Below are 23,919 nucleotides of genomic sequence, written 5' to 3'. Positions count from 1 at the left end.
TGACGGCGTCTAGCGTTCGTGGGAGTCTCCACCGCCCCCTCCCGAGGAGTCCCGTGCCGCCTTCGTCGTTGTCCCGCCGCTCGCTCCTCGTCGGCGCGCTCGGCATCGCCGCCGCCTCGAGCCTGAGCGGTTGTGTCGCGAACAACGGCCCGGCTCCGAGCACCGCTGCCGCGGGATCGAAGGCCGACATCGGCGAGGTCGAGGGCACGCTGCGCTTCGCGTTCTGGGGCGGCAGCGACGGCGAGAACACCGGGTTCGCCCGCGCCAAGAAGGGCTTCGAGGCGCGACACCGGAAAGCCACGATCGAGCTGCAGATTCTGCCGTACGACGGGTTCTTCTCGGGCATCGACCGCGGCATCCTGTCGAAGACCGCGCCCGACGTGTTCCGCGTCGACTACACGAGCATCGGCAAGTACACCTCGCACGGGGTGCTGCTCGACATGACCCCGTACCTGACCGCTGCGGAGTCGTCGGCGTTCCTGCCGGCGCTGTACGACGCGGTGCGGTTCGAGGGCCGCACGTACGGCGTGCCGCACCAGACGGACACCTCGGCGATCGCGTTCAGCCGCAAGGCCCTCGACGAAGCCGGCATCGGCGCCGTGCCGGACCGGCTCGAGGACGCGTGGACGTGGGACGAGTTCGCGGCGATCAGCACGAAGCTCCGGCAGACCCTGCCGGACGACAAGTTCCCGTTCGCCTACGACTGGACGGCCGCGGGGGCGTACCGGTGGGCGAGCTTCGTCTACCAGGCGGGCGGGTCGCTCCTGACGCCCTCGCTGCGGCACTCGGCGGTCGACAGCGACGCCGGGCGCAAGGCGATGGCGTTCACGCAGCGGTTCTTCGACGAGCGCTGGGTCCCGGCGAACAACACCATCAAGACGACGGTCTACTCGGACAACTTCTTCCTGAACCAGACGGTGGCGATGACGTTCATCGGCGACTTCCTGGTGCCGGAGCTGGCCGACGGGGCGAACGGGTACCAGGGCGGCGACTGGGCGACGACGTACATGCCGCGGGACCGGGCAGCGGCATCGGACCTCGGCGGCAACGCCCTCGTCGCCACCCGCGACACCGCGAACCCCGAGTTGGCAGCCGCGTTCCTGAAGTACATGGTGGAAGAGGACCCGATGCGTGACTTCTGTCAGCGAGCGAACGAACTGCCCACCCTGCAGAGCCTGGCCGACACGACGCTCGACTACGCGGTGCGCCCCGACGTGATGGACGTCTTCACGCAACAGGCGACGACGATCACCGAGACCGCGGTGCGCGAGACCGTGGTGCCGGGCTTCGCGTCGGTGAACACCGCGCTGCAGGACCAGCTCGAACTCGCCTTCCACGGTCGCAGCACTGACGACGCGGTCAAGGCCATCGACGCCGCGATCGACCAGGCGGTGTCCGCGTGACGGGCGCGGCCGAGCGGATCGGCGGCGCCACGGCGGGTGGAGCCGTGCGGCGCGGACCGCGGCGGACCGTCGGGCCGTTCCGGGCCTCCAGTGGGGCTGCGGCGACCGCGTTCCTGGTGCCGAACGTCGTGCTCATCGTCGTCTTCACGCTGCTGCCGCTCGTGTACGCGCTGGTCATCAGCTTCCAGGACCTGGACTCGCTGGGCGGGACCAGCTGGGCCGGACTCGGCAACTACGCACGTCTGGTCACGGACCCGGTGTTCTGGCAGTCCGTGGCGAACACCGGCGTCTTCACCCTGTTCACCGTGCCGGTCGGGATGGCGCTCGGGCTCGGCATCGCGGTGCTGCTGAACGGGGTGCTGCCTGGCCGCGCGGTGTTCCGCACGATCATCTTCCTGCCGCTCGTGGTCTCCGGCGTGGCGACCGGCGTACTCGGGGCGTGGATGTTCGACCAGAACAACGGGTTCGTCGACGAGTTCCTCAAGGCCCTCGGGCTGCCGGCGCTGCAGTGGCAGTCGAGCGGCGGCTGGGCGATGACCGCCGTGATCCTGATGACGCTGTGGCAGCGCATCGGGTTCGACATGCTCATCTACCTGGCGGGGCTGCAGGGCGTCGACCCCGCGGTGCAAGAGGCGGCGACGACCGACGGCGCGAGCGGCTGGCAGCGCTTCCGGCTCATCACGTTCCCACTGCTCGGTCCGTCGACGTTCTTCCTGCTCGTGATGAACCTCATCTACTCGTTCCAGGTGTTCGACACCGTGTGGGCGATGACCCGCGGCGGTCCCGGCTACGGCACGACGACGATCGTCTCGTACGCGTACCGGGTGGCGTTCGACGAGCACGGCCCGCAGCTGCTCGGCTACGGCGCTGCGGTGGGCATCGTGATCTACCTGGTGACCCTGCTCATCACCGGACTGCAGTGGCGGTTCAACGCCGGACGGGACCAGACGGACTGATGACCACCTCGACCTGGGACACCGGCGCTGCCGGCACCGCGCCCGCCGCGGTCGCGCCCGTCGCCGCGACCCGCTCACCACGCAAGCCCCGCAGCCGCACGCTCTGGCTGCGGCTCACCGTCGCGGTGATCGTGACCGTCGTGATGGCGTTCCCGCTGTACTGGATGCTGCTCACGGCGTTCTCGACGCGTGCCGACCTGTACGCGCCGGGGCTGCAGCTCTGGCCGGAGCACTTCACGATCCAGAACTTCGTCCGGCCGTTCCAGGAGTTCCCGGTCTGGCGGTGGTTCGGGAACTCGCTGATCGTGTCGGTCGTCGTCACGGTGATCACGGTCGTCTGCAACCTGCTCGCCGGGTACGCGTTCGCCAAGCTGCGCTTCCGCGGCCGGAACGCGCTGTTCCTGGTGCTGCTGTCGACGCTGATGATCCCGCCGCAGGCGATCATCGTGCCGCAGTTCTTCATCTCGATCGGCCTGCACCTGTACGGCGGACTCTGGGGTGTGATCCTGCCCGAGGCGGCGGCGATCTTCGGGGTGTTCCTGGCGCGGCAGTTCTTCCTGGCGGTGCCCGACGAGCTCATCGAGGCGGCGCAGCTCGACGGTGCCGGCCGGTTCCGCACGTTCGTGTCCGTCGTGCTCCCGCTGTGCCGGCCGCTGCTCGCGGTGCTCGTGCTGCTGACGTTCATGGGGGAGTGGAACGCGTTCGGCTGGCCCCTCGTGGCGCTGTCCGGCAACCAGGACCTGTTCACCGTGCCGATCGGCATCGTCGGCACGCTGCAGGGCCAGTACACGTCGGACTACGGCGCGATCATGGCGGTCAACCTGCTCATGATCCTGCCGATCGTCGCGCTCTTCCTGGCGTTCCAGCGCTACTTCGTCGAGGGCCTGTCGCGGAGCGGCCTGCGGTGAGCCCCGAGCCTCGCCGCCCCACCGTCGCCGACGCGCGCAGTTGGGTCGCCGCGGACTTCGGCGTGCACGCTGTCGAGGTCGAGCAGGTCGCCGGCGGGACCGACACGTCGGCCGTCGTGTGGCGGATGGTCGACGACGCGGGCACCGCCTGGGCCGCGAAGTGGACCACCCGGCCGACCCGGACCGGCACTCGGCTGGTCGCGTCGATGGCCGCAGCAGGGCTCGAGAGCACTCCGGCCGCCCAGCCCACCGGGGACGGCCGCCGACGCAGCCGTCGCGCGGGCGGCAAGCTCGCGCTCACCCGCTGGTCCGGTGGTGAGGACGCGGCGACGGTCGGGCTCGACCTGGAGGGGTGGCGCGCGTACGGCGCGCTGCTGGCGGACGTGCACGCGCACGTCTTCCCACCGCCGGTCCGGAAACAGGGAGCGCGGCGGGGCATCCGTCGTCGCCGACGCCGCTACCGCGCCGAGATCCGCGCGCTCGACGCGGCGGCCGCTGCTTCCGCGGTCGACCGCGATGCGGTGCTCGACCTGTGGCAGGAGGCTCGTCCGCGGATCGACCTGCTGCTGCGGGGGACCGCGCTGGTCCCCAGCAGCCCTGCCGAGGCCGTCCCGTGCCACGGCGACCCGCACCTGGGCAACGTCCTGGTCGAGGCGGATGGCGCACTCCGTCTGGTCGACTGGGACGAGGCCGTCGTCGGCCCGCGCGAGCTCGACCTGCACCTGGTGGAGTTCAGCGTGCTATTCGACCCGGCGACGCCCGAGCAGCTCGACGCGTTCCGCCAGGGCTACGGCCCCGCCACTGTCGACGAGTGCCGGATGGTGCGGTTCGCCTGTGTTCGAGCGCTCGAGGACCTGACGTCCACGATGACGGAGGCGCTCGCGACCACGGGCGAGGACCGGGACGAGGCACTTCGGGTGTTCACGGGCATCCTCGCGCCGACCGGATCGGCCTCGCTGGTCGAGGACCGGCTGCGACGTGCCCTCGCCGCGGCCGACGAAGCCGGACGAGCCGGCCAGGGCTGACGGGTACCGGCCAGGGCTGACGGGTACCGGCTCGAGCTGACGGGTACCGGCTCGAGCTGACGGGTACCGGCTCGAGCTGACGGGTGTCGGCTCGAGCCGACGGCGCCTGACCGACGCCGACGGAACGGGCCGGGTCGAGGCAAGCAGCGCGGATCACGGGGAGCGGTGAGCGCTGGGGAGAGCAAGGTTCCGTGTGCGCGCTGACGAATCCGGTTCGCGAAAGCCGGGTTCGGAGAACCGGATTCGTCAGCGCCGCGATCGGAAACCGTCATGCGGGGACCGTCGGGACCGTCAGGACCGTCGGACCGTCGGGACCCGGCGGTCCGGTCCCGACCTGCCGGGCCGGTCCGACCTGACCGGACGGGGCGGTCCCGACCTGCCGGGCCGGTCCGACCTGACGGCCCGGTTGCGAACCGGCGGGCGTCGTCGGTCTGGGTCGCCTAAGAACTGGCCGTGGCCGCGCTGGCCGCGATGACCCCGGCCATGACGGCAGTGGTCTGGATGTCCTGCAGGACGCCCTTGACGGCGGGCGACGCCCATGTGCCGGACGTGATGTCCTGCACGAGCGCCTTGTCGACCTTGCCGAACTGCCGGCGGAGCGACCCGGTGGCATCGAGCAGCGCGATCGTCGCAGCGGTGAACGGCGTCGGTGCGGCGCGGCCGTCGAGGACCTCGAGCACGGTGGACCGCAGTGTCATCTCGGGGCGGCCGTCGAGCTCCGGGTACGACGTCGACGAGAAGATCCCGAGCGTGGTCCGCTGCTGACTGGTCAGGAGTCCCCGCTCGACGAGCGAGGCGGCGACGTCGTCGCGGAGCTGCCGTTTGCCGAGCTTGGCCACCCACCACTTCGCCTTGCGCGGGGTCCCGGTCGCGGCGATCGTGCCGACCACGCCGTCGAGGACCGTGTCCCCGGTGGCGCTGCCGTCGACGACGCGCACCAGCTTGCCGTCCAGTGACACGGCGCCTCGCAGGGCGAGGTCCGCCAGGACCGCGCCGGCCAACCCGGTGTCGAACCGCTGCGCGTCGACCGCGCGGCGGCCGTCCGGTTCGGTCAGCAGGAGCGTGAACGCCTGGGGCACGGTGAGTTGCTCAGCCATCCCGGCATCGTGCCACGTTCGGCGGGGGTGGGGCGAGCCTCCAGGACGTCGCGCGCGCCGCGCCGACTGGGCAGTCGTCAGTACGCGGCGGACTGTCCGCCGTCGATCGGGACCACGGTCGCGTTGACGTAGCTGGCGTCGTCGGAGAGCAGGAACGCGACGACAGCGGCGATCTCGGGGGCTTCGCCGTAGCGCTTGGTCGGGTTGACCTGGATGAACTCCTCGGCCGCCTTGCGCGGGTTCTCGGCGTCGAGCTGCTTCATCGAGTTCTCGACCATGGGCGTCCAGATCGCGCCGGGGGCGATGGCGTTGATGCGGATGCCGTAGCGGCCGTACTCGACGGCGGAGTTGCGGGTCAGGCCCACGACGCCGTGCTTGGCGGCGGCGTACCCGGACTGGTTCCCGATGCCGCGGATGCCACCGACGCTCGCGGTGTTCACGACCATGCCGGAGCCCTGTTCGCGCATGATGCCCAGGACCTTCTCGAGGCCGAGGAAGACCCCGCGCAGGTTGATCGACACGACCTTGTCGAACTCGGCGGCCGTGAAGGACTCGGTCGGGTTCTGCTTGCCCTCGATGCCGGCGTTGTTGAAGAAGCCGTCGATGCGCCCGAACCGCTCGGTCGTGGCGGTGACGTAGGCGTCGACCTGGGCCTCGTCGGAGACGTCGGCGACGGTGGTGAGCACCTGGGCCTCGGGGGCGGCCTCGAGGACGGCGGCCTTCGTGCCGTCGAGCCCGTCGGACGAGACATCGACCAGGGAGAGCGCGGCGCCCTCGGCTGCGAGACGGACGGCGGTCGCGCGACCGAGGCCGGAGCCGCCGCCGGTGATGAGGACGACGCGGTCGCTGAAGCGGGTGGGGACGGTGGTGGACACGGACATGGGGAGGCCTCCTGAGGTCTTCGTCGTCGAAGGTCGATGCGTTCGCATCGGCTCGAATCTAGACTACACCTGTCGTTCAACCTGGGGGCCTGGTCAGCAGCGGGCGAGGACCCGGGCCATTGCGTCGTGCTCGGCGGGGACGACCCACAGTCGGTAGGTCGTCTTCACCGCGATCTGGTGCTCGACGTAGGTGCAGCGGAACGCCGAATCGGCGGGCAGCCAGGTCGCGGCGTCGCCCGACCGCTTCTGCGCGTTCGCGTGCTGGTCGACGGCGAACAGGTTGTCGGGGTCGTTCGCCAGGGCAACGCGCTCGGACGGGTCGAGCTGTTGTGCGCCGGTGGTCCAGGCGTTCTCGAGCGCGACGACGTGGTCGATCTGCACGAGCGTGGACGTGGTGTCGCCGCGTACGAAGTCGACCCGGGTGCCGGTGTACGGCGACACGAGCACGCCCGAGGTCACCCGGCAGGGACCACTGCGCACGACGTCGGTCAGGTCGCGGGCGAGCACGTCGTTGCGGGTGTCGCACCCGTTGTGGTCGACGTCGAGCCAGGCGGTGCCGAAGTCGGCGGTGCGGTCGTAGCCGGTGGCCGGAGCGCGGCCCTTGACGGGCAGCGCTGCGAGGCGGGTGCGTGCGGTCGCGACGTCGGCCGGACTGGGGGCTCGGCTCGGCTCCGGCCCGGACGCTGCGGTCGGGCCGGTGTCTGCGGTCGGGCCGGTGTCTGCTGCCTGGCCCGTGGATCCGGTCGGGCCTGTGTCTGCTGCCTGGCCAGCGGATCCGATCGGGCTCGCCGGGGCGGCCGTCTCGGTGGTGCTGGCGGCGTGCAGGGCGTACCCGGCGATCCCGACGGCGATCCCGACGGCGAGAACGATCAGCGTGGAGGACAGCGTGCGGCGGGTGGTGCGGCGTCGGCGGGACGTCATGCGGGGTGGTGCTCCTGGTGGTGCTCGGCGGTTCGTCCCTCGATCCTGGTGGTCGCGTCCGACATCGCCGCGTAGACACGATGGCATGACCGACTACGCAGAACCGTCCGTGCCGGTGACCGGGGGAGCGATGCCGCTCCTCGGGTTCGGCACCTGGCAGATCGACGACGCCGACGCTCCCGCGGCCGTGAGCGCCGCCCTCGAAGCGGGCTACCGCCACATCGACACCGCGACCGGCTACAGCAACCAGCGCGGCGTGGGGAAGGCGATCGCCGACTCCGGGCTCGCGCGCGACGACGTCTTCGTCACGACGAAGCTCCCGCCGGACAACGCCGACCGGGTGCGCGCCACGATCGAGGAGAGCCTCGACCAGCTCGGGCTCGACCACCTCGACCTGTGGCTCGTGCACTGGCCCCCGAACGGCGAGGCGCGCCCCGACGTGTGGGAGCAGGTCGTGCAGGCGCAGACCGACGGACTCACGAGGACCGTCGGCGTGAGCAACTACTCGCTCGCGCAGATCGACGAGCTGATCCAGGCGACGGGCACCACCCCGGCCGTGAACCAGATCAAGTGGAGCCCGGCCGAGTTCGACCGTGACGTCGCCGACGGCCTGCGTGAGCGTGGCGTGGTGCTCGAGGGCTACAGCCCGTTCAAGGCGAGCAACCTCGAGGACCCGACCCTGGTGTCCATCGCCCAGGCACACGACGTCGACACCGCCCAGGTCATCGTCGCGTGGCACGTCGCGCACGAGTTCGTCGTCATCCCGAAGTCGTCGAACCCCGACCGCATCCGGTCGAACGCCGCCGGTGCCACGGTGACCCTGTCGGACGACGAGGTCACGCAGATCGACGCGCTCGGCCACTGAGGCCAACCGAACAACCGAACAACTGACCAGTTGACCGGCCGGCCGCGTGCAGCGGCCGGCCGGTAGCGTCGGCGGGGTGAGCAGCGCCCTCCTCGTCATGGACTACCAGAACAGCATCGTCGAGCGCCTCGGCACCGACGACGGGCTCGCAGCGGCGGTCTCGGCCGTCGACGCAGCGCGTGAGCGGCGCATCCCCGTGGTGTTCGTCCGCGTGGCGTTCCGCCCCGGTGCGCCAGAGGTCGCCGCCGCGAACAAGATGTTCGGCGGCATGCGCGACCGCATGGGTGCGCAGGCACCGGATGCCACCGAGGTCCACCCTGCGTTCGACGTGAGCGACCAGGACATCGTCGTCGTGAAGAAGCGGGTCAGTGCGTTCGCGGGGTCCGACCTCGAGGTGCTGCTGCGCGGGCTCGACGTGCGCGATCTGGTGCTGGCCGGGATCGCGACGAGCGGCGTCGTGCTGTCGACGCTGCGGCAGGCGGCGGACCTGGACTACGGCCTGACGGTGCTGTCCGACGCGTGCTCGGACGGCGACCCCGAGGTGCACCGGGTACTGCTCGAGAAGGTGTTCCCCCGCCAGGCCGAGGTCCTGACGGCAGCCGACTGGATCGCGTCGCTCGGCTGACCCCTCAGGCGGCCCCCGGGAACTCCCACTCCAGATCCGCTGGAGCCCGATCGATGACCGGGAACCCGACAGCACGCGCGACGCGGGCGAGCTTGGCGTCGAACGTCACCAGGGCGTCGCTCGTCATGATCGCGGTGTGGAGCACGACGGCGTCCGGAGCGCTCAACCGGTGATGCGCTGTCAGTCCGGCGATGCCCTCTGCGTCGTCGTCCTCCACCGGGACGACGAGGACGCCCATGGTCTCCACGTGGATCATGCATTCGTCCACCCAGGAGTCCCGAACCGGGCGAACCAGTACCTCTGCCAGCGTGACCGCGGTCGTCAGGAACTCGTCCCACTCGTGATGGTCGAGGACCTCGACCGCGCGTTCGTGGCTGGCGTCGGTCTGGTTGCATCGAGCGATCAGCACGTTCGCGTCGAGCAGGATCACAGCCGTCCCGCCCGGAGGTCTTGCAGGTAGTTCGGCGGGTAGTACATGCCACGCGTGATGCCGTTGAGCGTGACGACCTGGCCGTTGCTGAGCCGGATCGTCGCGGACATCCCGTTCTCTGCGCGCATGAGCGGGCCGGGATCCGCCATGTCGAGGTCGAGGTCGAGGTCGGGTGGGTCGGTCAGCGGGGCATCGTCGAGCAAGGTCATACACCGACGCTACGAGCGCTCGGTCTCGAACGACAAGCTCTCCAGATGTCGTATGTCGCGCCGGCGCTCAGTCGAGCAGCGACCGGATGTCGTCCGCCGACAGGTCGTCCGCGAACAGCGCGTCGTCGTCGATCATCGTGGCGAACAGCTGCGCCTTGCGGGCCGCGAGTGCGAGCACCTTCTCTTCGATGGTGTCCTCGGCGATGAGCCGGTTGACGTTGACCGAGCGGGTCTGTCCGATGCGGTGTGTGCGGTCGACGGCCTGGGACTCGGCAGCGGGGTTCCACCAGGGGTCGAGCACGAAGACGGTGTCCGCCTCGGTCAGGGTCAGCCCGAAGCCGCCGGCCTTGAGCGAGATGAGGAACGCCGGCGCGGTGCCGTTCCGGAAGCGGTCGATGACCTTGGTGCGGCCCCGCGTCGACCCGTCGAGGTAGTCGTACCCGATGCCCCGTTCGTCGAGTGCCGCGGCCACCATGCGCAGGAAGGACGTGAACTGGCTGAACACCAGCGCCCGACGCCCTTCGGCGGCGAGCTGTTCGAGCTCGTCGAGCAGCAGGTCGAGCTTGGCGGACGGGATGTCGTGGTCGTCCGGCGACGCCGACGAGACCAACGCGGGGGAGAGCGCGAGCATGCGCAGCAGCGTGAGCGACCGGAAGACGATCATCCGGTTGCGGTCGAGGTCGTCGATCAGGTCGAGGACCTTCAGCCGCTCCCGGTTGAGCGTGCGTTCGTAGACCTGCCGGTGTGCCGGGTCGAGCGTGACACGCACGACCTGTTCCTGCTTGGGTGGCAGGTCCGACGCGACGCTCTCCTTCGTCCGACGCAGCATGAGCGGTCGGATGCGCCGCCGCAGTCGTGCGGTCAGCTCGGAGCGGGCCTCGCCGCGCAGGTCCGGCGAGGCGAGCGGCTTGACGTAGTCGTCGCCGAAGCGCGTCCACGACGACAGCAGCCCGGGCGCGACGATCGAGAACAGCGCCCACAGGTCGGTGAGACCGTTCTCGAGCGGCGTGCCGGTGATCGCGATCTTGACCGGCGCGCGGAGCTCGGACGCGACCCGGTGGGTCTGCGACTGCGGGTTCTTCACGAACTGCGCCTCGTCGAGCAGCAGCGCCGACCAGGGCAGGTCGGTGTAGGCGGCGGCATCGAGGCGGAGCAGCGCGTACGAGGTCACGACCACGTCCGCCCCCGCCGCGACCCGGGCGACGAGGGACGGGTCCTTCAGCGAGGTGGTCTCGATGGTCGCGACGCGCAGGGACGGGACGAAGCGTGTGGCCTCGGCAGCCCAGTTGCCGACGACCGAGGTGGGCGCGACGACCAGGAACGGCGGTTCGTCGGGTGCCGCTCGGCGTCGGGCGGCGATCATCGCGAGCGCCTGCAGCGTCTTGCCGAGCCCCATGTCGTCCGCCAGGACCCCGCCCACCCCGTGATCGACCAGGAACGACAGCCACGCGTACCCGGACAGCTGGTAGGGCCGCAGGTCGGCGTGCACGGTGTCCGGCACCACGACGTCGGTGGGCGGCGCGGCGTCGAGCAGCCGCGCGGCCATCGAGCGCCACCGCTCGTCGTGGTCGGTCTCGTCGGCGAGCTGGTCGAACTCGGACCACAGCCCGGCCTGCAGCGGGGTGACGGCCATCGACTGCGACGGCTCCCACTCGTTCTGCTCGCGGGCTTCCTCGATCAGCTCCTTGAGCCGGTCAAACGCCGGGTCGCCCAACGACAGGTACGAGTTGTCGACGAGCTTCATCCGGCGCTGCCGACTGGCGAGCGCGGTCAGCAGCGGCGTGAAGGGGATCTCCTTGCCGTTCACGCTCACGAAGATGCCCAGGTCGAACCAGTCGTGCTTGTCGGACGGCATGGTCGTGACCCGTATGTGCGGGCGTCCGCTCAGCCGTTCGTAGTCCAGCCGCTCACCCTGCACCACGACGCGGACACCGTGCTCGGACAGTGCCGGCAGCAGCTCGTTCGCCAGGACGGCGACGTCGGCCCCCTCGACGGTGCCGTCGACGAACCAGTCCAGTCCACCCCCCGGACCGACGGGAGGCTCGGCGCGGCTCGCGTCGTCGGCCGCGGCCGGTGCCGTGGTCGCGTCGTCGGCCGCGCGCACGCCCGTCAGGTCGGGGAGCGGACCGTGCATCGCCACCGGGTCCTTGCGTCCGTCGACGTGCCAGCGCCACTGCACGTGGGCGACGTCGTCCGTGCGGGGTGCCCGCGCCGGCTCGAACGTGACCGTCAGCACGAGCTCGGGCGGCGTCCGCTCCGGCAGCTCGATCGAGCCGTCGGAGCTGACCAGCCCGAGTGCGCCGCGCAGCCGCGGGGACCAGTCGGCCAGGAACTCGTCGACCTCGGCCGCGGGCACGTGGATGCGGGCGTCCTCGGTCAGCATGCGGCGCTGGTCCTCGGGGACGGGTTCGGGCGTCGGTGCCAGGTCCACACGGAACTCGGGCGACTCGCGGAACACGTACAGGCCGTGGTCGCCGATGAGCCGCGCGGCACCGTGCACCACGGGACGGCCGTCGAACACCGCGCTCGCGCCGATCACGAGCCCGTCGTCGGCACGAGCGACGTCGAGCAGGACCCGGGCGTCGGAGCCGAGTGCCGCACCGCCCTCGCGTTTGCCCGTGACGAACGCGATGCCGAGCGCCGGGGCCTGTCGCAGCAGCGGCCACAGCAGCGGGCTCGGGAAGTCGTCGAGGTGGATCCAGTCGCTCTCGCCGGGCAGTCCCGCCAGTGCGCCGGCGCGGTGCAGGGCCGCGAGCTGCAGGAACCAGGCGTGCTGCTCGGCGCCGAGGCCCAGCCGGTTCATCGAGTAGGGGAGCGTGCCCCACGTCAGCTGCCCGCGCACCCAGTTGCCCGCGTCGCTGCGGGTGACGGGGCGGACGCCGAGCCGCACGGAGCGGGACGCCGTGGGGACCGCCCGACCGGTCGCGCGCGCCCGTGCCGCCATCCGTGCGGGGACCGCGTCGCGGAGCTCGAACTGCAGGCCGAGCGGGGTGGTGCTCGGGACCGGACCACTCGGCGGGGTGTCGCCGGCGAGGCGGGCGACCTCGTGCCTCCAGTCCGCCGGTGGTGGCGGCGCCGGCGCCTCGGAGCGCGGTCCGGCGTGTGCCGCGACCGCGCGGGCGTTGACGGTGAGCAGTGCCGCGGCGACGTGCTTGCACTCGCCGCCGATCGGGCACGTGCAGCGGGAGCGCACCGGGCGGACGAACTCACCGCGCGCGACCGTGGTGTCGACGTGGACGTCGTAGGGCACGTCGGACGAGCCGGACACGGTCGCGGTGATGGTGCCGTCGTCGTGGACCACTGCCGCTTCCACCAACCCCTGGCGGACGATGTCGCGCGCCCGGCCGAAGGTCTGTGGCCCGACGAAGCGGATGACGTCGACGGCGTCGATCATCGGGGCGGCTGGCACACGCCCATCGTGCCAGGCCCCACCGACCCCCGCGGACCGTTCCCACCCGGACAGGGGCTGTCGCCCGCGGCCCGGGTCCGACAGGGTGGGGGGACCATGCTGCAGTCACTGCTCTACATGAGCTCCGCGAAGGAACCGTTCGACGACGACGCGCTCGAAGCCCTGCTCGAGCACGCGCGTGCCCGGAACACCGCGGACGGGTTGACCGGGCTGCTGGTGCACCGCGCCGGACGGTTCATGCAGCTGCTCGAGGGGCCGTACGACGCCGTGATGGCGACCTACGCGCGGATCCTCCAGGACGAGCGGCATGGTGACGTCGCACTGCTGGTCGAGGAGACGTTGCACACCCGCCGCTTCCCGGAGTGGTCGATGGCCTACGACCGCTCGGAGCCGCAGGACGTGCCAGAGGGATTCAGCGACTTCCTCGCGTCGGGGGACAGCAGCGCCGACCGCAGCAAGTCGCGCGAGCTGCTGCGCTGGTTCCGGAACCACCCGCTGGCGGACCCGACGGCCTCGGGCGGCAAGCACCGCCGCTAGCGCTGCTGCTCGACCGCCAGCTTGCTGTGCTTCCGTGAGTAGCCGAAGTACACGCCGAGCCCGATCGCGAACCACACCGCGAAGCGCACCCACGTCTCCCACTGCAGGAACGTGACGAGCCAGAGCGACGCGATCACGCCGACGATCGGCACGATCGGCATGAAGGGGAGCTTGAACTGCCGGGGGAGATCGGGCTGGGTGTAGCGCAGCACGATGACCGCGGTGCACACGACGACGAACGCGAGCAAAATGCCGATGTTCGTCAGCTCCGCGACCACGCCGATCGGCAGCACGCCCGCCAGCACCGCCGACGCGATGCCGAGGATCCAGGTCACCCGGGTCGGCACGTGGCGCTTCGGATCGGTCTTCGCGAACCACTTCGGCATCAGGCCGTCGCGGCTCATCGAGAACCACACCCGTGAGGCGCCCAGCATGAAGGTCACGAGGACGGTCACGATGCCGACGATGGCCCCGATCGCGATGACGTTCGCCACGCCGCCGAGCCCGACCGACGCGAACGCCGACGAGAAGCCCGAGGCCGGGTCGATCTCGGTGTACTTCTGCATCCCCGTCAGCACGATCGTGGCCAGGACGTAGAGCACCATCGAGATGGCCAGGGACAGCAGGATCGCCTTCGGCATGTGCTTGCGCGCGTCGACCGACTCCTCGGCCGCGGTCGACATGGCGTCGTAGCCGAACACCGCGAAGAACACCGTCGCCGCTCCGGTCATCACGCCGCCGAAGCCGAACGGGAAGTACGGGTCGTAGTTGGCGCTGTTGATGTGGAACACGCCGAGCACGACGATGAGGACGACGAGGGCGACCTTGATCCCGACGGCGACGAACTCGAACCGGGCGGCACTCCGGATGCCACGGGTCAGCACGAACGCGGTGAGCAGGCAGAGCAGGATCGCGAACACGTCGAGCACGTGCCCGTCGCCCGTGCCGGGTGCGCCGAGCATCCAGGCGGGCAGGTCGATGCCGAACTGCCCGACCAGGAAGCCGACGTAGCCGGAGATGCCGATCGCGACCACCGCCACGATCGCGGTGTACTCGAGCAGCAGGTCCCAGCCGATGAACCACCCGACGATCTCGCCCAGCACCGCATAGCCGTACGTGTACGCGCTGCCCGCCTTCGGGATCAGTCCGGCGAACTCCGCGTACGACAGCGCGGCGGCGGCGCTCGCGACCCCGGCGACCAGGAAGGAGATGAGCACGGCGGGTCCGGCCACCCCGTGGGCGACCGTGCCGGCCAGGGTGAAGATGCCCGCGCCGATGATGCCGCCGATGCCGATCGCGGTGAGCTGCCACAGCCCGAGGTGCCGTTTCAGGCCGCCCTCGCCCCCGGTGTCGTCGTCGATCTCCTCGATCGGCTTGCGGCGGAACAGGGTCGGTCGCGGCGTCGTTGCCATGCGCCCACTCTGCACCCTGTGCGGGCGGTGTGTGCGGCCGTTGCCGCTGCGCGGGGCGGACGGGAGGCCCGGTGCCGGGCCGCCACGGGCCTCCCGTCCGTCAGGGGCCACGGACCTCCGGTCCGTCAGGGGGCCGCGTAGGGCGACCAGAACGGCGGCGGCACGGCGCCCCCGCTCAGCACGTAGACCAGTTGGTACGCCATCGCGACGAACGCGACACCGATGATGACGATGCCTGCCCAGGCCCACCGGCGGGCAGCGCGGCGACGACCGCCGATCGCGATGGCCCGCCAGCCGCTCAGCAGCCCGACGGCGCCGAAGAACCCGCCGAGCGCCACGTGCTGGGCGAGCTGCTCCGCCGGGATCACCAGGCCGAGGTACAGGGCGATGCAGCCGAGCACCACCGCGACGGACGCGGGAGCCGCCGGGGGTTCGTGGTCACGGGTCCGTGCGGCCATGCTCCGAACCTACCGACGCTCTGTGATGTCCGGCAGACGCCGGTTCAGGGGGCATCGTGTTCGGGGGCCTCGTGCGAGCCGCGCGCTCGCCAGGCATGCTGGGTGCATGCGTTCGTTCGTCCGTGTCCTGCTCGGGATCGCGCTGGTCTTCGCCGGCACGAGCCACCTCACCTTCGCGCGGAAGGACTTCCAGGCCCAGGTGCCGGAGTTCGTGCCGCTTGACACCGACGCGACCGTGCTGGCGTCCGGGGTCGCCGAGATCGGTCTCGGGTCAGCACTGCTGTTCACCGGTCGTCGGCGTCGTCGGCTCGTCGGGAACGTCGCGGCCTGGTTCTTCGTCGCCGTGTTCCCGGGCAACCTGTCGCAGTGGGTGAACCGCCGGAGTGCGTTCGGCCTGGACACGGACACCAAGCGCATCGGTCGTCTGTTCGGACAGCCGCTCCTGATCGCCGCGTCGCTGTGGTCCACGCGCGGCGGGACGCGCCGGCGTTCCTGATGTCCGCGCCGGTGACGCCGTCCGAGCGTCCCGCGACCGACCGTCCGGGTCCTGGTCGCCGGGCTCGTCACCCCCTGGTCGGTGGCCGTCGCGTCGCGGACCTGGTCGCCACCATCGTGCTGCTCGCCATCGACGCGGGTGTCGCGCTCGTCGCGGGGTGGGGGATCGTGTTCCTGTCGCTCGGTTTCGGGTCGTGCACCGCGCCGGGCAACCGGTGTGACGAGACGCTCGGGGGCGTCGTGGTGTACGCCGGGCCGGTGCTCGTGGCGCTGGTGCTGGCGCTCACCGTCGTCTTCTCCGTGCTGCGACTGACGCGACGCCGGCTGGCCTGGCCGGTCGCGGTGACCGGGTTGGTGGCAGTGGTGGTGGTGTTCTTCGGTGCGCTGCTGCTGGTGGACAGCGCGATCACGCACGGGATCTGAGCGGGACTGCGGACCTTCCTCCACAGCAAGGCCGTGCGGTCTCGTCGTCCACAGATGCGGGCTCGTGCGGCCTGTCGGCGGCCGGTCTGAACGAGCCTGGAGCCATGCCAGACACCGATGTGCTCGACCGACTCGAGCGAACCGCAGTCCGTACCGATGACGACGTCGTGGACCTCGTCGTCGCCCTCCTCGAACGTCCCGTGCGCCGGCAGTGCTGGGTGCTCTTCCTCGCACCCCGCGGCGTGCCGATCCAGCTCGTGGTGCCGATCGCCGACCTGCCGTACCAACCCGACGACCACGTCGACGACTTCGGAGCGCTGGTCGCCGACCTCGTCGAGCAGGTCGACGCCGCCGACGTCGTGCTCGCATGGGAACGGCCGGGTGCGCGCGGACTCAGCCCGGTGGACTGGGAGTGGGTGGACGCCATGGCGTGCGTGCTCGACGAGCACCACGTGCGTCTGCGCGGGCAGGTCGTCGTGCATGACGGGGGCGCGTCGATGGTCGAACTCGACGACGACGAGGTGACCGCCGCTACGGCGTGACGCGTCGGCCTGACGTGGCGGCGGCCGCGCGGCGGCTGGCTCGGGTCGGAGCGGCGCTGATTGGTGCGGCGCGGGTCGGTGCGGCGTGGGCCGGCGTGACGCGCGCCGGGGTCAGCCCTGTGGGGCGGTGTCCGGCACGTCCTGGCCGGTCAGGCCCTCGACCACGGCCTTCGCCGCCGGCCAGGACTTCGCGTAGTGCTCCGGGTCGGCGTTCACCTGCACGGCGTGCGCCATCTGCGTCGGGGTCATGGTCTTCCACCCGGGGACCTTCACGAGCTTCGCGTAGAACATCGACGCTGCCGTGTACGGGTCCATGCGCTGCTCGTACGTGCCCCACGCGCCGTTGTCCCGCTGCTGGAACAGTCCCCGGCTGTCGGGGCCGACCGCGTCACCGTGGTCCAGGTTCTGCAGCCCGGACTCGCCGATCGCGGTCATCACCCCGACGGCCTGCGTGTGCGGGCCGATGCCGAGGGACTGCGCGGCCTCGATGACGTACGCGGCGTTCACCAGCCGGTCCTGGCAGTAGCCGGCGACCGGCCCCGCGGGGACGACGATCCCGCCGATGGTCTTCGACGCGGCCGCCGGGCACGTGACGGCCTGCGGGGACGACACCGAGCCGGCCACGCCGGACAGTGAGTGGACCGCCATGACGACCAGCACGACCACGCCGATGCCGACGGCCACGATACCGGCGCCGAACACGGACGCCAGCGTGATGCCGACACGGTGCATGCTCGGGTCCTTCCGTCCGGGGTCCGGTGCCGGGGTGCCGGATGTCGGTCCGGGTCCCGGGGTGCCGGATCTCGGTCCGGTCGCCAGGACGAGGGTACGAGGGCGGCCTGGGAACGGCCGCCCTCGACATGCCCCGCGTTCAGGTGCGCTCTGGTCCGAGTGGGCGCCGGTCAGCTGCGCGGCGGCCGGGGTGAGCCCCGGTCAGCTGCGCTGCAGCCGGGGTGTGCCCGCGTCAGCTGCGCTGCAGCCGGGGTGTGCCCCGGTCAGCTGCGCTGCAGCCGGGGTATGCCCCCGTCAACTGCGCTGCAGCCGGGGTGTGCCCCCGCCAACTGCGCTGCAGCCGGGGTGTGCCCCCGTCAGCTGCGCTCGACCGGCTCGTCGTCGCGGTGGACGACCTGCGTCGGCTCGGTCACCAGCCCGGTCGGCGCCTTGTCCGTGTGCTTGCGACCGTGGGTGAACCAGGTCACGATCCACAGCAGCACGCCAAGCGCCAACAGGGCACCCGCGATCTGGTACTGCTCCACCGCGCGACCGGACGAGAACGGCAGCACGAGCCACAAGCAGGTGACGACGCCGATCACGGGGATCACGACGCCGGCCCGGAAGTGCTTGTGACCGACCTTGTCGCGCCGCAGCACCAACACCGACAGGTTGACGACGGCAAACACGGACAGCAGCAACAGCGACGTGGTCCCGCCGAGCACGACCACGATGGGGGAGTCCGGGCTGAGCGACACCCAGCCGATCAGGGCCAGGGAGATCACCGTGGTGAAGACGATCGCGGTGGACGGGGTGCGGCGGGTCTGCGACACCTTGGACAGGAACCCGGGCAGGACACCCTGCTTGCTCATGCCGTACAGCAGGCGCGACGCCATCATCATGTTGATCAGCGCGGTGTTGGCGACGGCGAACATCGAGATGAAGGGCAGCAGGTTGCCGATCGGGAAGTCCGGCGCGGCGGTCTGCACGACGGTGACCAGCGGCGTCTCGTTGCCCGCGAGCTCACCGATCGGCACGACGGCGACGGCGCAGATGGACACGAGCACGTAGATGACGGCGGTGATGCCGAGGCCCGTGAGCATCACCTTGGGGAAGATCCGCGACGGGTCCTTGGTCTCCTCGGCCATGTTCACCGAGTCCTCGAAGCCGACCATCGCGAAGAACGCCAGCGAGGTCGCCGTCGAGATCGACAGCAGCAGGCTCTTGTCCTCCGGGGTCTCGAACATGACCACGCGCGAGAAGTCCGCGTTGCCGCCCGCGATCGCCCAGAACCCGATGAGGATCACCATCACCAGACCGCTCAGCTCGACGAGGGTCAGGACGACGTTGGTCTTGACGCTCTCGCTGACGCCTCGGAAGTTCACCGCCATCACGGCGAGCATGAACCCCATCGCGATGAGCATCACCACGCCGTTCGGCAGCTCGAGGCCGAAGCCGACCCCGAGGTTCGCCGCGAACGCCCGCGACGCCGTCGACGCCGAGGTGATCCCCGAGCACATCACGATGAACGTGACGATGAAGGTGACGAAGTGGATGCCGAACGCCTTGTGGACGTAGAGCGCGGCACCGGCGGTCTGCGGGTACTTCGTGACGAGCTCCAGGTACGAGAACGCCGTCAACAGCGCGACCGCGAACGCGATGAGGAACGGGAGCCATGCGGCCCCACCGACCTCCGCCGCGACCTGCCCCGTCAGGGCGTAGACACCCGTGCCGAGGATGTCCCCGATGATGAACAACAGCAGGAGCTTGGGTCCGAGGACACGGCGCAGTTCGGGCTGCTCCGTCGTCGGGCGCTCGGTGTTGGTTGTGGCCATGCACCACACTGTTGCGCCTGCACGCTTCCCTGTCCAGTCTCACAGAGTTCTCGCCGGTCATCGCAACACGTCCGTGTCCTGCCGGAAACCGGACGCCTCCAGCACGGCGCCGCTAGCATCCGCTGCATGGACGACGAGTCGAACACCACCGAGGAACCGATCGAGTTCGCCGACTTCAACGCGAAGCTGCTCGTGCTCGACGTGCTCTGCTACGACCTCGACGTGCTCGAGCCGTACGACGCGGACAGCGCCGACGAGTCGGACGAGGACATCGACGTCGAGGGGCAGGACGACCGAGCGCGCGAGTACTACGACGACCTCGACCTGCTGCCCTCGCACCTGTCCCTGGTGACCGAGCTCACCGTCGACTCCGACCTGCAGGTCCTGCAGGACGTGCACCCCGGCTGGGAGGGCACCGACGACCGCTTCGACCCGCAGAACTGGGACGACGTCATCGAACTCCCGGCGCTGCGGACGGTCTACGTCGCCACACGACTGCCGGCGCACGTCGCCGAGGCCCTCGCGGCGAAGGGCGTCGACGTCCAGTCCGCCTGACCCCGGCGCCGCCGTGCACTCGCGGCGCCGCCGCGCACTCGAGACGCCGCCCCGGAAGGCGGCGTCTCGCTGGAAGCGCGGCGTCTCGCCTGACCCGCGGCGTCTCGAGCGAGCGCGGCGCCGCGGCGTGGGGCGCCCCCCCTCAGCCGGACAGCGCGGCCAGCTGCTCCGTGAACTGCTTCGCCCCGCCCTGCGCCGGGTGCCGCACCGCGATCGCGTCGATTCCGGCGAGGGCGAGCGCTCCCTGCGCCTTCCGTCCGACGGCGATCACCCGACTCGCTCCGAGTGCCTCGAGCAGCGCGAGGGTCACCGGCGCGCCTGACCGGACCTCGGCAGGTCGCGGCGTCCGGTTCGTCAGCCGGTCGGTCCCGACGAACGGGTGGTGCGGGAAGATCGCCCACGCGACGGGGAGCGGACCGCGCCACCCGGCGAGCGCGGCGTGCACGACCCGTGACGATGCTTCCCACGGGGCGGTCGGCTGCGAGGGCGCCAGGAAGTCGGGTCCGAGTTCACGCATGCTGGTGAACGGGATGCCGGTGTTCGTCATGCCGCGCCAGCCGGGGGCCTCGGCGACCAGCAGCGTGTCCGCGTGCGGGCCGACGGCGTCGAGGTACCGCGTCAGGTTCTCGCGCCGCAGCCGGCCCGCGACGGAGCCGTCGTAGAGCGCCTCGGCGTCCGGGTCGACCGGGACCGCGTCGAGCGCCGCCCAGAACGGACCGAGGTCGAGCGCTCCGGCCATCAGTCGTGCCCGAGCACCCGGCGGTACACCTGCTCGAGGCCGGACGCCGACCGCTCCCAACTCAGGCGCTCGGCGTGTTCGCGACCCGCCGCGGACAGCCCGGCCGCGTACGTCGGTTCGGTGAGGACCCGCTCGATCTCCGCTGCCCAGACCTCGGGCGCACGGGACTCCAGGACGACGCCGGTCTCGCCGTCGAGCACCGCTTCGCGCAGGCCCCCGGCGGCAGCGGCGACGACCGGCACCCCGGACGCCGAGCCCTCGAGCGCGACGAGCCCGTACGTCTCCGAGTGCGACGGGACGAGCACGGCCGACGACCCACGGAACAGCAGGGCCAGGTCGGCGCGTGACTGCGGCCCGATGAACGTCACCCGGTCAGCCACGCCGAGTGACGCAGCGAGCCCACGGAGCTCCGTCAGGTAGTCGCCGGCTTCGCTCGAGGAGTCCCCGGCGATCACGAGGGTCGGACGGACCGCCTCGGAGATCCCCGCGATGGCCTTGATCGCCAGGTCGAGGCCCTTGAGCGGCTGGACGCGGGCAGCAGCCACGACGTAGGGCACCTCGGCACGGCGGGCCCCGGCGGCAGCGGGCCGGAACACCGATCCGTCGACCCCCGGCGGGACGATCCACACACGGGCGGGGTCCCCACCGAGCCGGTCGCGCACGGTGTCGGCCTCGGCCTCGCTGACCACCACCACGGCGTCCGAGTCGCGGGCCAGCGTCGCCTCGCCCGCCATGCGCCCGGCGGACTCGGGACGCTCACCCTCGGACAACGGCGTCGCGGAGTCGGCGGCGATGGAGTGGAACGACTGCACGTGCGGGATGCCGCGCTGTCGGGCCACGGGCAGGGCGGCGGCTCCGGAGAACCAGTGGTGCGCGTGCAGTACGTCGAAGGGGCCGAGCGCTGCGAGCCCGTCGCGGAACGGCTCGATGAACGCGTCGTGTTCGCCCTTCGGCACCGGTTCGGCCGGCCCGGCGGAGAGGAACCGCAGACAGACGCCGGGCACGATCGACACGGAGTCGGGCTGGGTCGGCGACGAGCGCCGCGTGACGATCTCGACGTGGTGTCCGAGGTCGGCGAGGGCTTCGGCCTGGTGTCGGACGACGACGTTCATGCCCCCGACCTCACCGGACCCGGGCTCGTCACCGGGGGAGGTGTGCAGCGAGACCAGCCCGATGCGCAGGGGTTCGGGGGTGCTGCTCACGCCATCAGCCTAGCCGCGGGGCCGCCGCTGCGACCCGCGCGCCGGAGTGATGACGACCGGCTTGCGGCCCGCCTCGTCGAGCGGATCGGACGGGAGGTCCGGGTCGCCGCCCAGCACCTGCACGCGCTGGTCGCCGTGCCGGTCCCAGAACGCGGCCGTCCAGGCGCACAGCACACCGTCGAGCAGGTCCTCGCGGTGCTTGTGCGTGGGGCCGTGCAGCACGGACGGGTCGGCGAGCGCAGCCGTGAGCGGGTGCGCGTCCAGGACGAGCGGCGGGTCGAGCGGCGTCTCGCGGAGCCGACGGACCAGGTCGTCGAACGCCACGGCGCGACGGGCTCGGGCATCCGGTGCGGGCAGCGCCGTGTCGAGCCGCTTGTACCGGGGGCGTTCGGCGTCGTAGCCGAGTTCCTCGACCCCGACGAGCGTCGTGTAGGGGTAGCACTCGAACACCGCCGGTCCGCGGCGGTCGTACATCGACGGGGTGTCGCTGACGTACCCGATGCCGAGCGCGGTCAGGCGTTCCAGCAGCCGGGCGCCGGCGCTCGCCGCCGAGGCAAGGTTCGTGGGGTTGGCCGCCACCTTCCACCGACCGTAGCGCTGTCCGACCTGCCGTTCGGCCTCGCGGATGCCGGTCGGGTTCGTCACGACCAACGACGCGTCGACTCCGATGAGCGTCCGCGGTCCGAGGTGCTCGGTGATCCACGTGGTGACGTCGTCGACGCCGCGGGCCCACCCGGCGTCGAGTACCCGGCCGTCCTCGTCGAGCGTGGCGAGCCCGGTCTCGTTCGGCGCACGTCGCTCGGTACCGAGCCCCCACGCCAGGTCCACTCCGAGGTACGCGCTCACCCACCCATCCTGCCGCGCCGGGCCCACGGACGCCGGTGCGGCAGCGCCCACGGGCACGCACGAGTAGGTTCCCCTGCATGGCGAGCGAAGCGACGACGCTGACGGTCCCGGGGCCGCACGGCGACCGCGAGGTCCGGATCAGCAGCCCGTCCCGCGTGCTGTTCCCAGACGTCGGGATCACGAAGCTCCAGCTCGCGGAGTACCTGGTCGCGGTCGGCGGCCCCTTTGTTCGGGCGAACGGCGACCGGCCGGTCTCCCTGCAGCGCTACGGCGCCGGCATCGACGGCGACTCGTTCTTCTCGAAGAACCCGCCCAAGGGCGCCCCCGAGTACGTCCGCGACGTCACGGTCACCTACCCAAGCGGCCGGTCGCACCCCCAGCTCGTGCTCGACGAGCCGGCCGTCGCGGTGTGGGCGGCACAGATGAACACGGTCGTGTTCCACCCATGGGCGTCGCGCGCGGAGGACAGCGACCACCCGGACCAGCTCCGCATCGACCTCGACCCGCAGCCCGGTACCGACTTCCGTGACGCCGTGCCCGCTGCCGAGGAACTCCGGAAGGTCCTCGACGAGGTCGGGCTGACCGCGTGGGTCAAGACCAGCGGCAACCGGGGACTGCACGTCTTCGCCCCGATCCAACCCGAGCACGAGTTCCTCGACGTGCGGCACGCCGTCATCGCTGCCGCGCGTGAACTCGAACGGCGGATGCCCGATCGGGTGACCACCGCGTGGTGGAAGGAGGAGCGCGGCCAGCGCGTGTTGGTCGACTTCAACCAGGCGAACCGCGACCGGACGATGGCGGGTGCCTACAGCCCGCGCGCCCTCGCACACGCATCGGTGTCGGCGCCACTGGCCTGGGACGAACTCCGCGACGCGGACCCGACGACGTTCACGATCCTGTCGATGCCCGAGCGACTGCGGACGACCGGCGACCCGTGGGAGTCGATGGGCGAGCAGCCCGGCTCGATCGCTCCGCTGCTCGCGTGGTGGGAGCGGGACCTGGGGAACGGCCTCGGTGAACTGCCGTTCCCGCCGGACTTCCCGAAGATGCCCGGCGAGCCGCCGCGCGTGCAGCCCTCGCGTGCGAAGAAGCCCGCGGCACCCGACCCGACGGACTAGAGCGTGGGGCGGTCCGGGCGACGGTCGGAGTCGTCGACGCGCTTGGTGTGCATCGGCAGGTCGATCGTGGCGGTGTGCAGGCGCGTGAGCTTGGACCAGGTGCCGCGGTTGCGGTCGGTGATGCCGTCGACGATCATGCGCCGAGTCCGATCGTGACGAGCGCGAGTGCCGTCGCGGTCACGCCGGCGATGGCGGTGACGACGGCACTCAGCTGCAGTGCGCGCTGGTGACGCGCCTCGCGCACCTCGGTGAACGGGTGCCGCTGCGCGTGTCGAACGAGAGTTGCGTTGCTCATGTCGATCCGCTCCGATCCCTCA

Annotated in this window: 27 protein-coding genes; 12 read left to right on the top strand and 15 right to left on the bottom strand. The window is 71.2% G+C overall.

The window, feature by feature from the left end:
• Positions 1–53 precede the first annotated feature (53 nt).
• The 4 genes from ASG04_RS14490 to ASG04_RS14475 are packed head-to-tail and all read left to right on the top strand — an operon-like array spanning position 54 to position 4,292.
• Complete coding sequence (locus ASG04_RS14490; protein WP_162241728.1) at positions 54–1,403, top strand: ABC transporter substrate-binding protein; 1,350 nt, start codon at positions 54–56, stop codon at positions 1,401–1,403.
• Complete coding sequence (locus ASG04_RS14485) at positions 1,400–2,359, top strand: carbohydrate ABC transporter permease (RefSeq protein WP_235515552.1); 960 nt, start codon at positions 1,400–1,402, stop codon at positions 2,357–2,359. The genes ASG04_RS14490 and ASG04_RS14485 overlap by 4 nt, the downstream gene beginning before the upstream one ends.
• Complete coding sequence (locus ASG04_RS14480; protein WP_056125617.1) at positions 2,359–3,267, top strand: carbohydrate ABC transporter permease; 909 nt, start codon at positions 2,359–2,361, stop codon at positions 3,265–3,267. The genes ASG04_RS14485 and ASG04_RS14480 overlap by 1 nt, the downstream gene beginning before the upstream one ends.
• Positions 3,264–4,292 (top strand): aminoglycoside phosphotransferase family protein, encoded by a 1,029-nt coding sequence (locus ASG04_RS14475; protein ID WP_056125615.1) that lies wholly within the window; start codon positions 3,264–3,266, stop codon positions 4,290–4,292. The genes ASG04_RS14480 and ASG04_RS14475 overlap by 4 nt, the downstream gene beginning before the upstream one ends.
• A gap of 440 nt (positions 4,293–4,732) precedes the next feature.
• Here ASG04_RS14475 and ASG04_RS14470 read toward each other — a convergent pair whose 3' ends face one another.
• From ASG04_RS14470 to ASG04_RS14460, 3 genes are all read right to left on the bottom strand, one after another.
• On the bottom strand, positions 4,733–5,389 hold the full coding sequence (locus tag ASG04_RS14470) for a GOLPH3/VPS74 family protein (RefSeq protein WP_056125613.1): 657 nt from the start codon (positions 5,387–5,389) through the stop codon (positions 4,733–4,735).
• A gap of 77 nt (positions 5,390–5,466) precedes the next feature.
• Positions 5,467–6,270, bottom strand: coding sequence for an SDR family oxidoreductase (locus ASG04_RS14465; protein WP_056125611.1), 804 nt, complete (start codon positions 6,268–6,270; stop codon positions 5,467–5,469).
• Between the two features lie 93 nt (positions 6,271–6,363).
• Complete coding sequence (locus ASG04_RS14460) at positions 6,364–7,191, bottom strand: HNH endonuclease family protein (protein ID WP_082518169.1); 828 nt, start codon at positions 7,189–7,191, stop codon at positions 6,364–6,366.
• Between the two features lie 85 nt (positions 7,192–7,276).
• Here ASG04_RS14460 and ASG04_RS14455 point away from each other — a divergent pair, with 85 nt between their 5' ends.
• Together ASG04_RS14455 and ASG04_RS14450 are read left to right on the top strand one after the other, a co-directional pair.
• The gene (locus tag ASG04_RS14455) at positions 7,277–8,056 is read left to right on the top strand and encodes an aldo/keto reductase (RefSeq protein WP_056125609.1); all 780 of its coding nucleotides are present in this window, start codon (positions 7,277–7,279) and stop codon (positions 8,054–8,056) included.
• 76 nt (positions 8,057–8,132) lie between these two features.
• On the top strand, positions 8,133–8,681 hold the full coding sequence (locus tag ASG04_RS14450; RefSeq protein WP_056125857.1) for a cysteine hydrolase family protein: 549 nt from the start codon (positions 8,133–8,135) through the stop codon (positions 8,679–8,681).
• Positions 8,682–8,685: 4 nt separating this feature from the next.
• Here ASG04_RS14450 and ASG04_RS14445 read toward each other — a convergent pair whose 3' ends face one another.
• The 3 genes from ASG04_RS14445 to ASG04_RS14435 all read right to left on the bottom strand — a co-directional run bounded on the left by ASG04_RS14445 (position 8,686) and on the right by ASG04_RS14435 (position 12,729).
• On the bottom strand, positions 8,686–9,111 hold the full coding sequence (locus tag ASG04_RS14445; protein WP_056125606.1) for a type II toxin-antitoxin system VapC family toxin: 426 nt from the start codon (positions 9,109–9,111) through the stop codon (positions 8,686–8,688).
• Positions 9,108–9,320 (bottom strand): hypothetical protein, encoded by a 213-nt coding sequence (locus tag ASG04_RS17655; protein ID WP_056125604.1) that lies wholly within the window; start codon positions 9,318–9,320, stop codon positions 9,108–9,110. Before ASG04_RS17655 ends, ASG04_RS14445 begins: the two co-directional genes overlap by 4 nt.
• Positions 9,321–9,387: 67 nt before the next feature.
• Positions 9,388–12,729, bottom strand: coding sequence for a DEAD/DEAH box helicase (locus ASG04_RS14435; RefSeq protein WP_156463682.1), 3,342 nt, complete (start codon positions 12,727–12,729; stop codon positions 9,388–9,390).
• Positions 12,730–12,825: 96 nt separating this feature from the next.
• Between ASG04_RS14435 and ASG04_RS14430 the strand changes: the two genes are divergently transcribed.
• Positions 12,826–13,266, top strand: a complete 441-nt coding sequence (locus tag ASG04_RS14430; protein WP_056125600.1) for a BLUF domain-containing protein — start codon at positions 12,826–12,828, stop codon at positions 13,264–13,266.
• On the opposite strand, the gene ASG04_RS14425 is transcribed toward ASG04_RS14430, so the two are convergent.
• Positions 13,263–14,678, bottom strand: coding sequence for an amino acid permease (locus ASG04_RS14425; protein ID WP_056125599.1), 1,416 nt, complete (start codon positions 14,676–14,678; stop codon positions 13,263–13,265). The genes ASG04_RS14430 and ASG04_RS14425 overlap by 4 nt on opposite strands.
• A gap of 125 nt (positions 14,679–14,803) precedes the next feature.
• Positions 14,804–15,136 carry a hypothetical protein gene (locus ASG04_RS14420; protein ID WP_056125597.1) on the bottom strand — a complete coding sequence of 111 codons (333 nt, stop codon included), beginning with the start codon at positions 15,134–15,136 and terminating at the stop codon, positions 14,804–14,806.
• Positions 15,137–15,242: 106 nt separating this feature from the next.
• Here ASG04_RS14420 and ASG04_RS14415 point away from each other — a divergent pair, with 106 nt between their 5' ends.
• From ASG04_RS14415 to ASG04_RS14405, 3 genes are all read left to right on the top strand, one after another.
• On the top strand, positions 15,243–15,632 hold the full coding sequence (locus tag ASG04_RS14415; RefSeq protein WP_056125595.1) for a hypothetical protein: 390 nt from the start codon (positions 15,243–15,245) through the stop codon (positions 15,630–15,632).
• Complete coding sequence (locus tag ASG04_RS14410) at positions 15,632–16,054, top strand: hypothetical protein (RefSeq protein ID WP_156463681.1); 423 nt, start codon at positions 15,632–15,634, stop codon at positions 16,052–16,054. The genes ASG04_RS14415 and ASG04_RS14410 overlap by 1 nt, the downstream gene beginning before the upstream one ends.
• A gap of 104 nt (positions 16,055–16,158) precedes the next feature.
• On the top strand, positions 16,159–16,596 hold the full coding sequence (locus ASG04_RS14405) for a hypothetical protein (RefSeq protein WP_156463680.1): 438 nt from the start codon (positions 16,159–16,161) through the stop codon (positions 16,594–16,596).
• Between the two features lie 111 nt (positions 16,597–16,707).
• Here the strand turns inward: ASG04_RS14405 and ASG04_RS14400 are convergent, their stop codons facing one another.
• Together ASG04_RS14400 and ASG04_RS14395 are read right to left on the bottom strand one after the other, a co-directional pair.
• Positions 16,708–17,328, bottom strand: coding sequence for a hypothetical protein (locus tag ASG04_RS14400; protein WP_056125589.1), 621 nt, complete (start codon positions 17,326–17,328; stop codon positions 16,708–16,710).
• Between the two features lie 356 nt (positions 17,329–17,684).
• Entirely contained in the window at positions 17,685–19,142 is a 1,458-nt protein-coding gene (locus tag ASG04_RS14395) for an APC family permease (RefSeq protein ID WP_056125587.1), read from the bottom strand.
• 126 nt (positions 19,143–19,268) lie between these two features.
• Here ASG04_RS14395 and ASG04_RS14390 point away from each other — a divergent pair, with 126 nt between their 5' ends.
• Entirely contained in the window at positions 19,269–19,697 is a 429-nt protein-coding gene (locus ASG04_RS14390) for a DUF6892 domain-containing protein (protein ID WP_056125581.1), read from the top strand.
• 142 nt (positions 19,698–19,839) lie between these two features.
• Here ASG04_RS14390 and ASG04_RS14385 read toward each other — a convergent pair whose 3' ends face one another.
• Genes ASG04_RS14385 through ASG04_RS14375 form a run of 3 tightly spaced genes read right to left on the bottom strand, consistent with a single transcriptional unit; the run spans position 19,840 to position 22,484 of the window.
• A complete protein-coding gene (locus ASG04_RS14385; RefSeq protein WP_056125580.1) occupies positions 19,840–20,436 on the bottom strand; it encodes a uracil-DNA glycosylase in 597 nt (198 codons plus the stop codon).
• Entirely contained in the window at positions 20,436–21,638 is a 1,203-nt protein-coding gene (locus tag ASG04_RS14380; protein WP_056125578.1) for a glycosyltransferase, read from the bottom strand. Before ASG04_RS14380 ends, ASG04_RS14385 begins: the two co-directional genes overlap by 1 nt.
• A 9-nt stretch (positions 21,639–21,647) precedes the next feature.
• Positions 21,648–22,484, bottom strand: coding sequence for a DUF429 domain-containing protein (locus tag ASG04_RS14375; protein ID WP_056125577.1), 837 nt, complete (start codon positions 22,482–22,484; stop codon positions 21,648–21,650).
• Between the two features lie 77 nt (positions 22,485–22,561).
• Here ASG04_RS14375 and ligD point away from each other — a divergent pair, with 77 nt between their 5' ends.
• Positions 22,562–23,602 (top strand): non-homologous end-joining DNA ligase, encoded by a 1,041-nt coding sequence (ligD, locus tag ASG04_RS14370; RefSeq protein WP_056125575.1) that lies wholly within the window; start codon positions 22,562–22,564, stop codon positions 23,600–23,602.
• Here the strand turns inward: ligD and ASG04_RS17495 are convergent.
• Together ASG04_RS17495 and ASG04_RS14365 are read right to left on the bottom strand one after the other, a co-directional pair.
• Positions 23,599–23,739, bottom strand: a complete 141-nt coding sequence (locus tag ASG04_RS17495) for a hypothetical protein (protein ID WP_156463679.1) — start codon at positions 23,737–23,739, stop codon at positions 23,599–23,601. The two genes, ligD and ASG04_RS17495, sit on opposite strands and share 4 nt — an antisense overlap.
• Complete coding sequence (locus tag ASG04_RS14365) at positions 23,736–23,897, bottom strand: hypothetical protein (RefSeq protein WP_156463678.1); 162 nt, start codon at positions 23,895–23,897, stop codon at positions 23,736–23,738. The genes ASG04_RS17495 and ASG04_RS14365 overlap by 4 nt, the downstream gene beginning before the upstream one ends.
• Positions 23,898–23,919: the final 22 nt, after the last annotated feature.

Origin of the sequence: Curtobacterium sp. Leaf183 (assembly GCF_001424385.1) — a bacterium.
Taxonomy (GTDB): Bacteria; Actinomycetota; Actinomycetes; order Actinomycetales; family Microbacteriaceae; genus Curtobacterium.
This window is presented reverse-complemented; position numbering and strand designations above follow the sequence as displayed.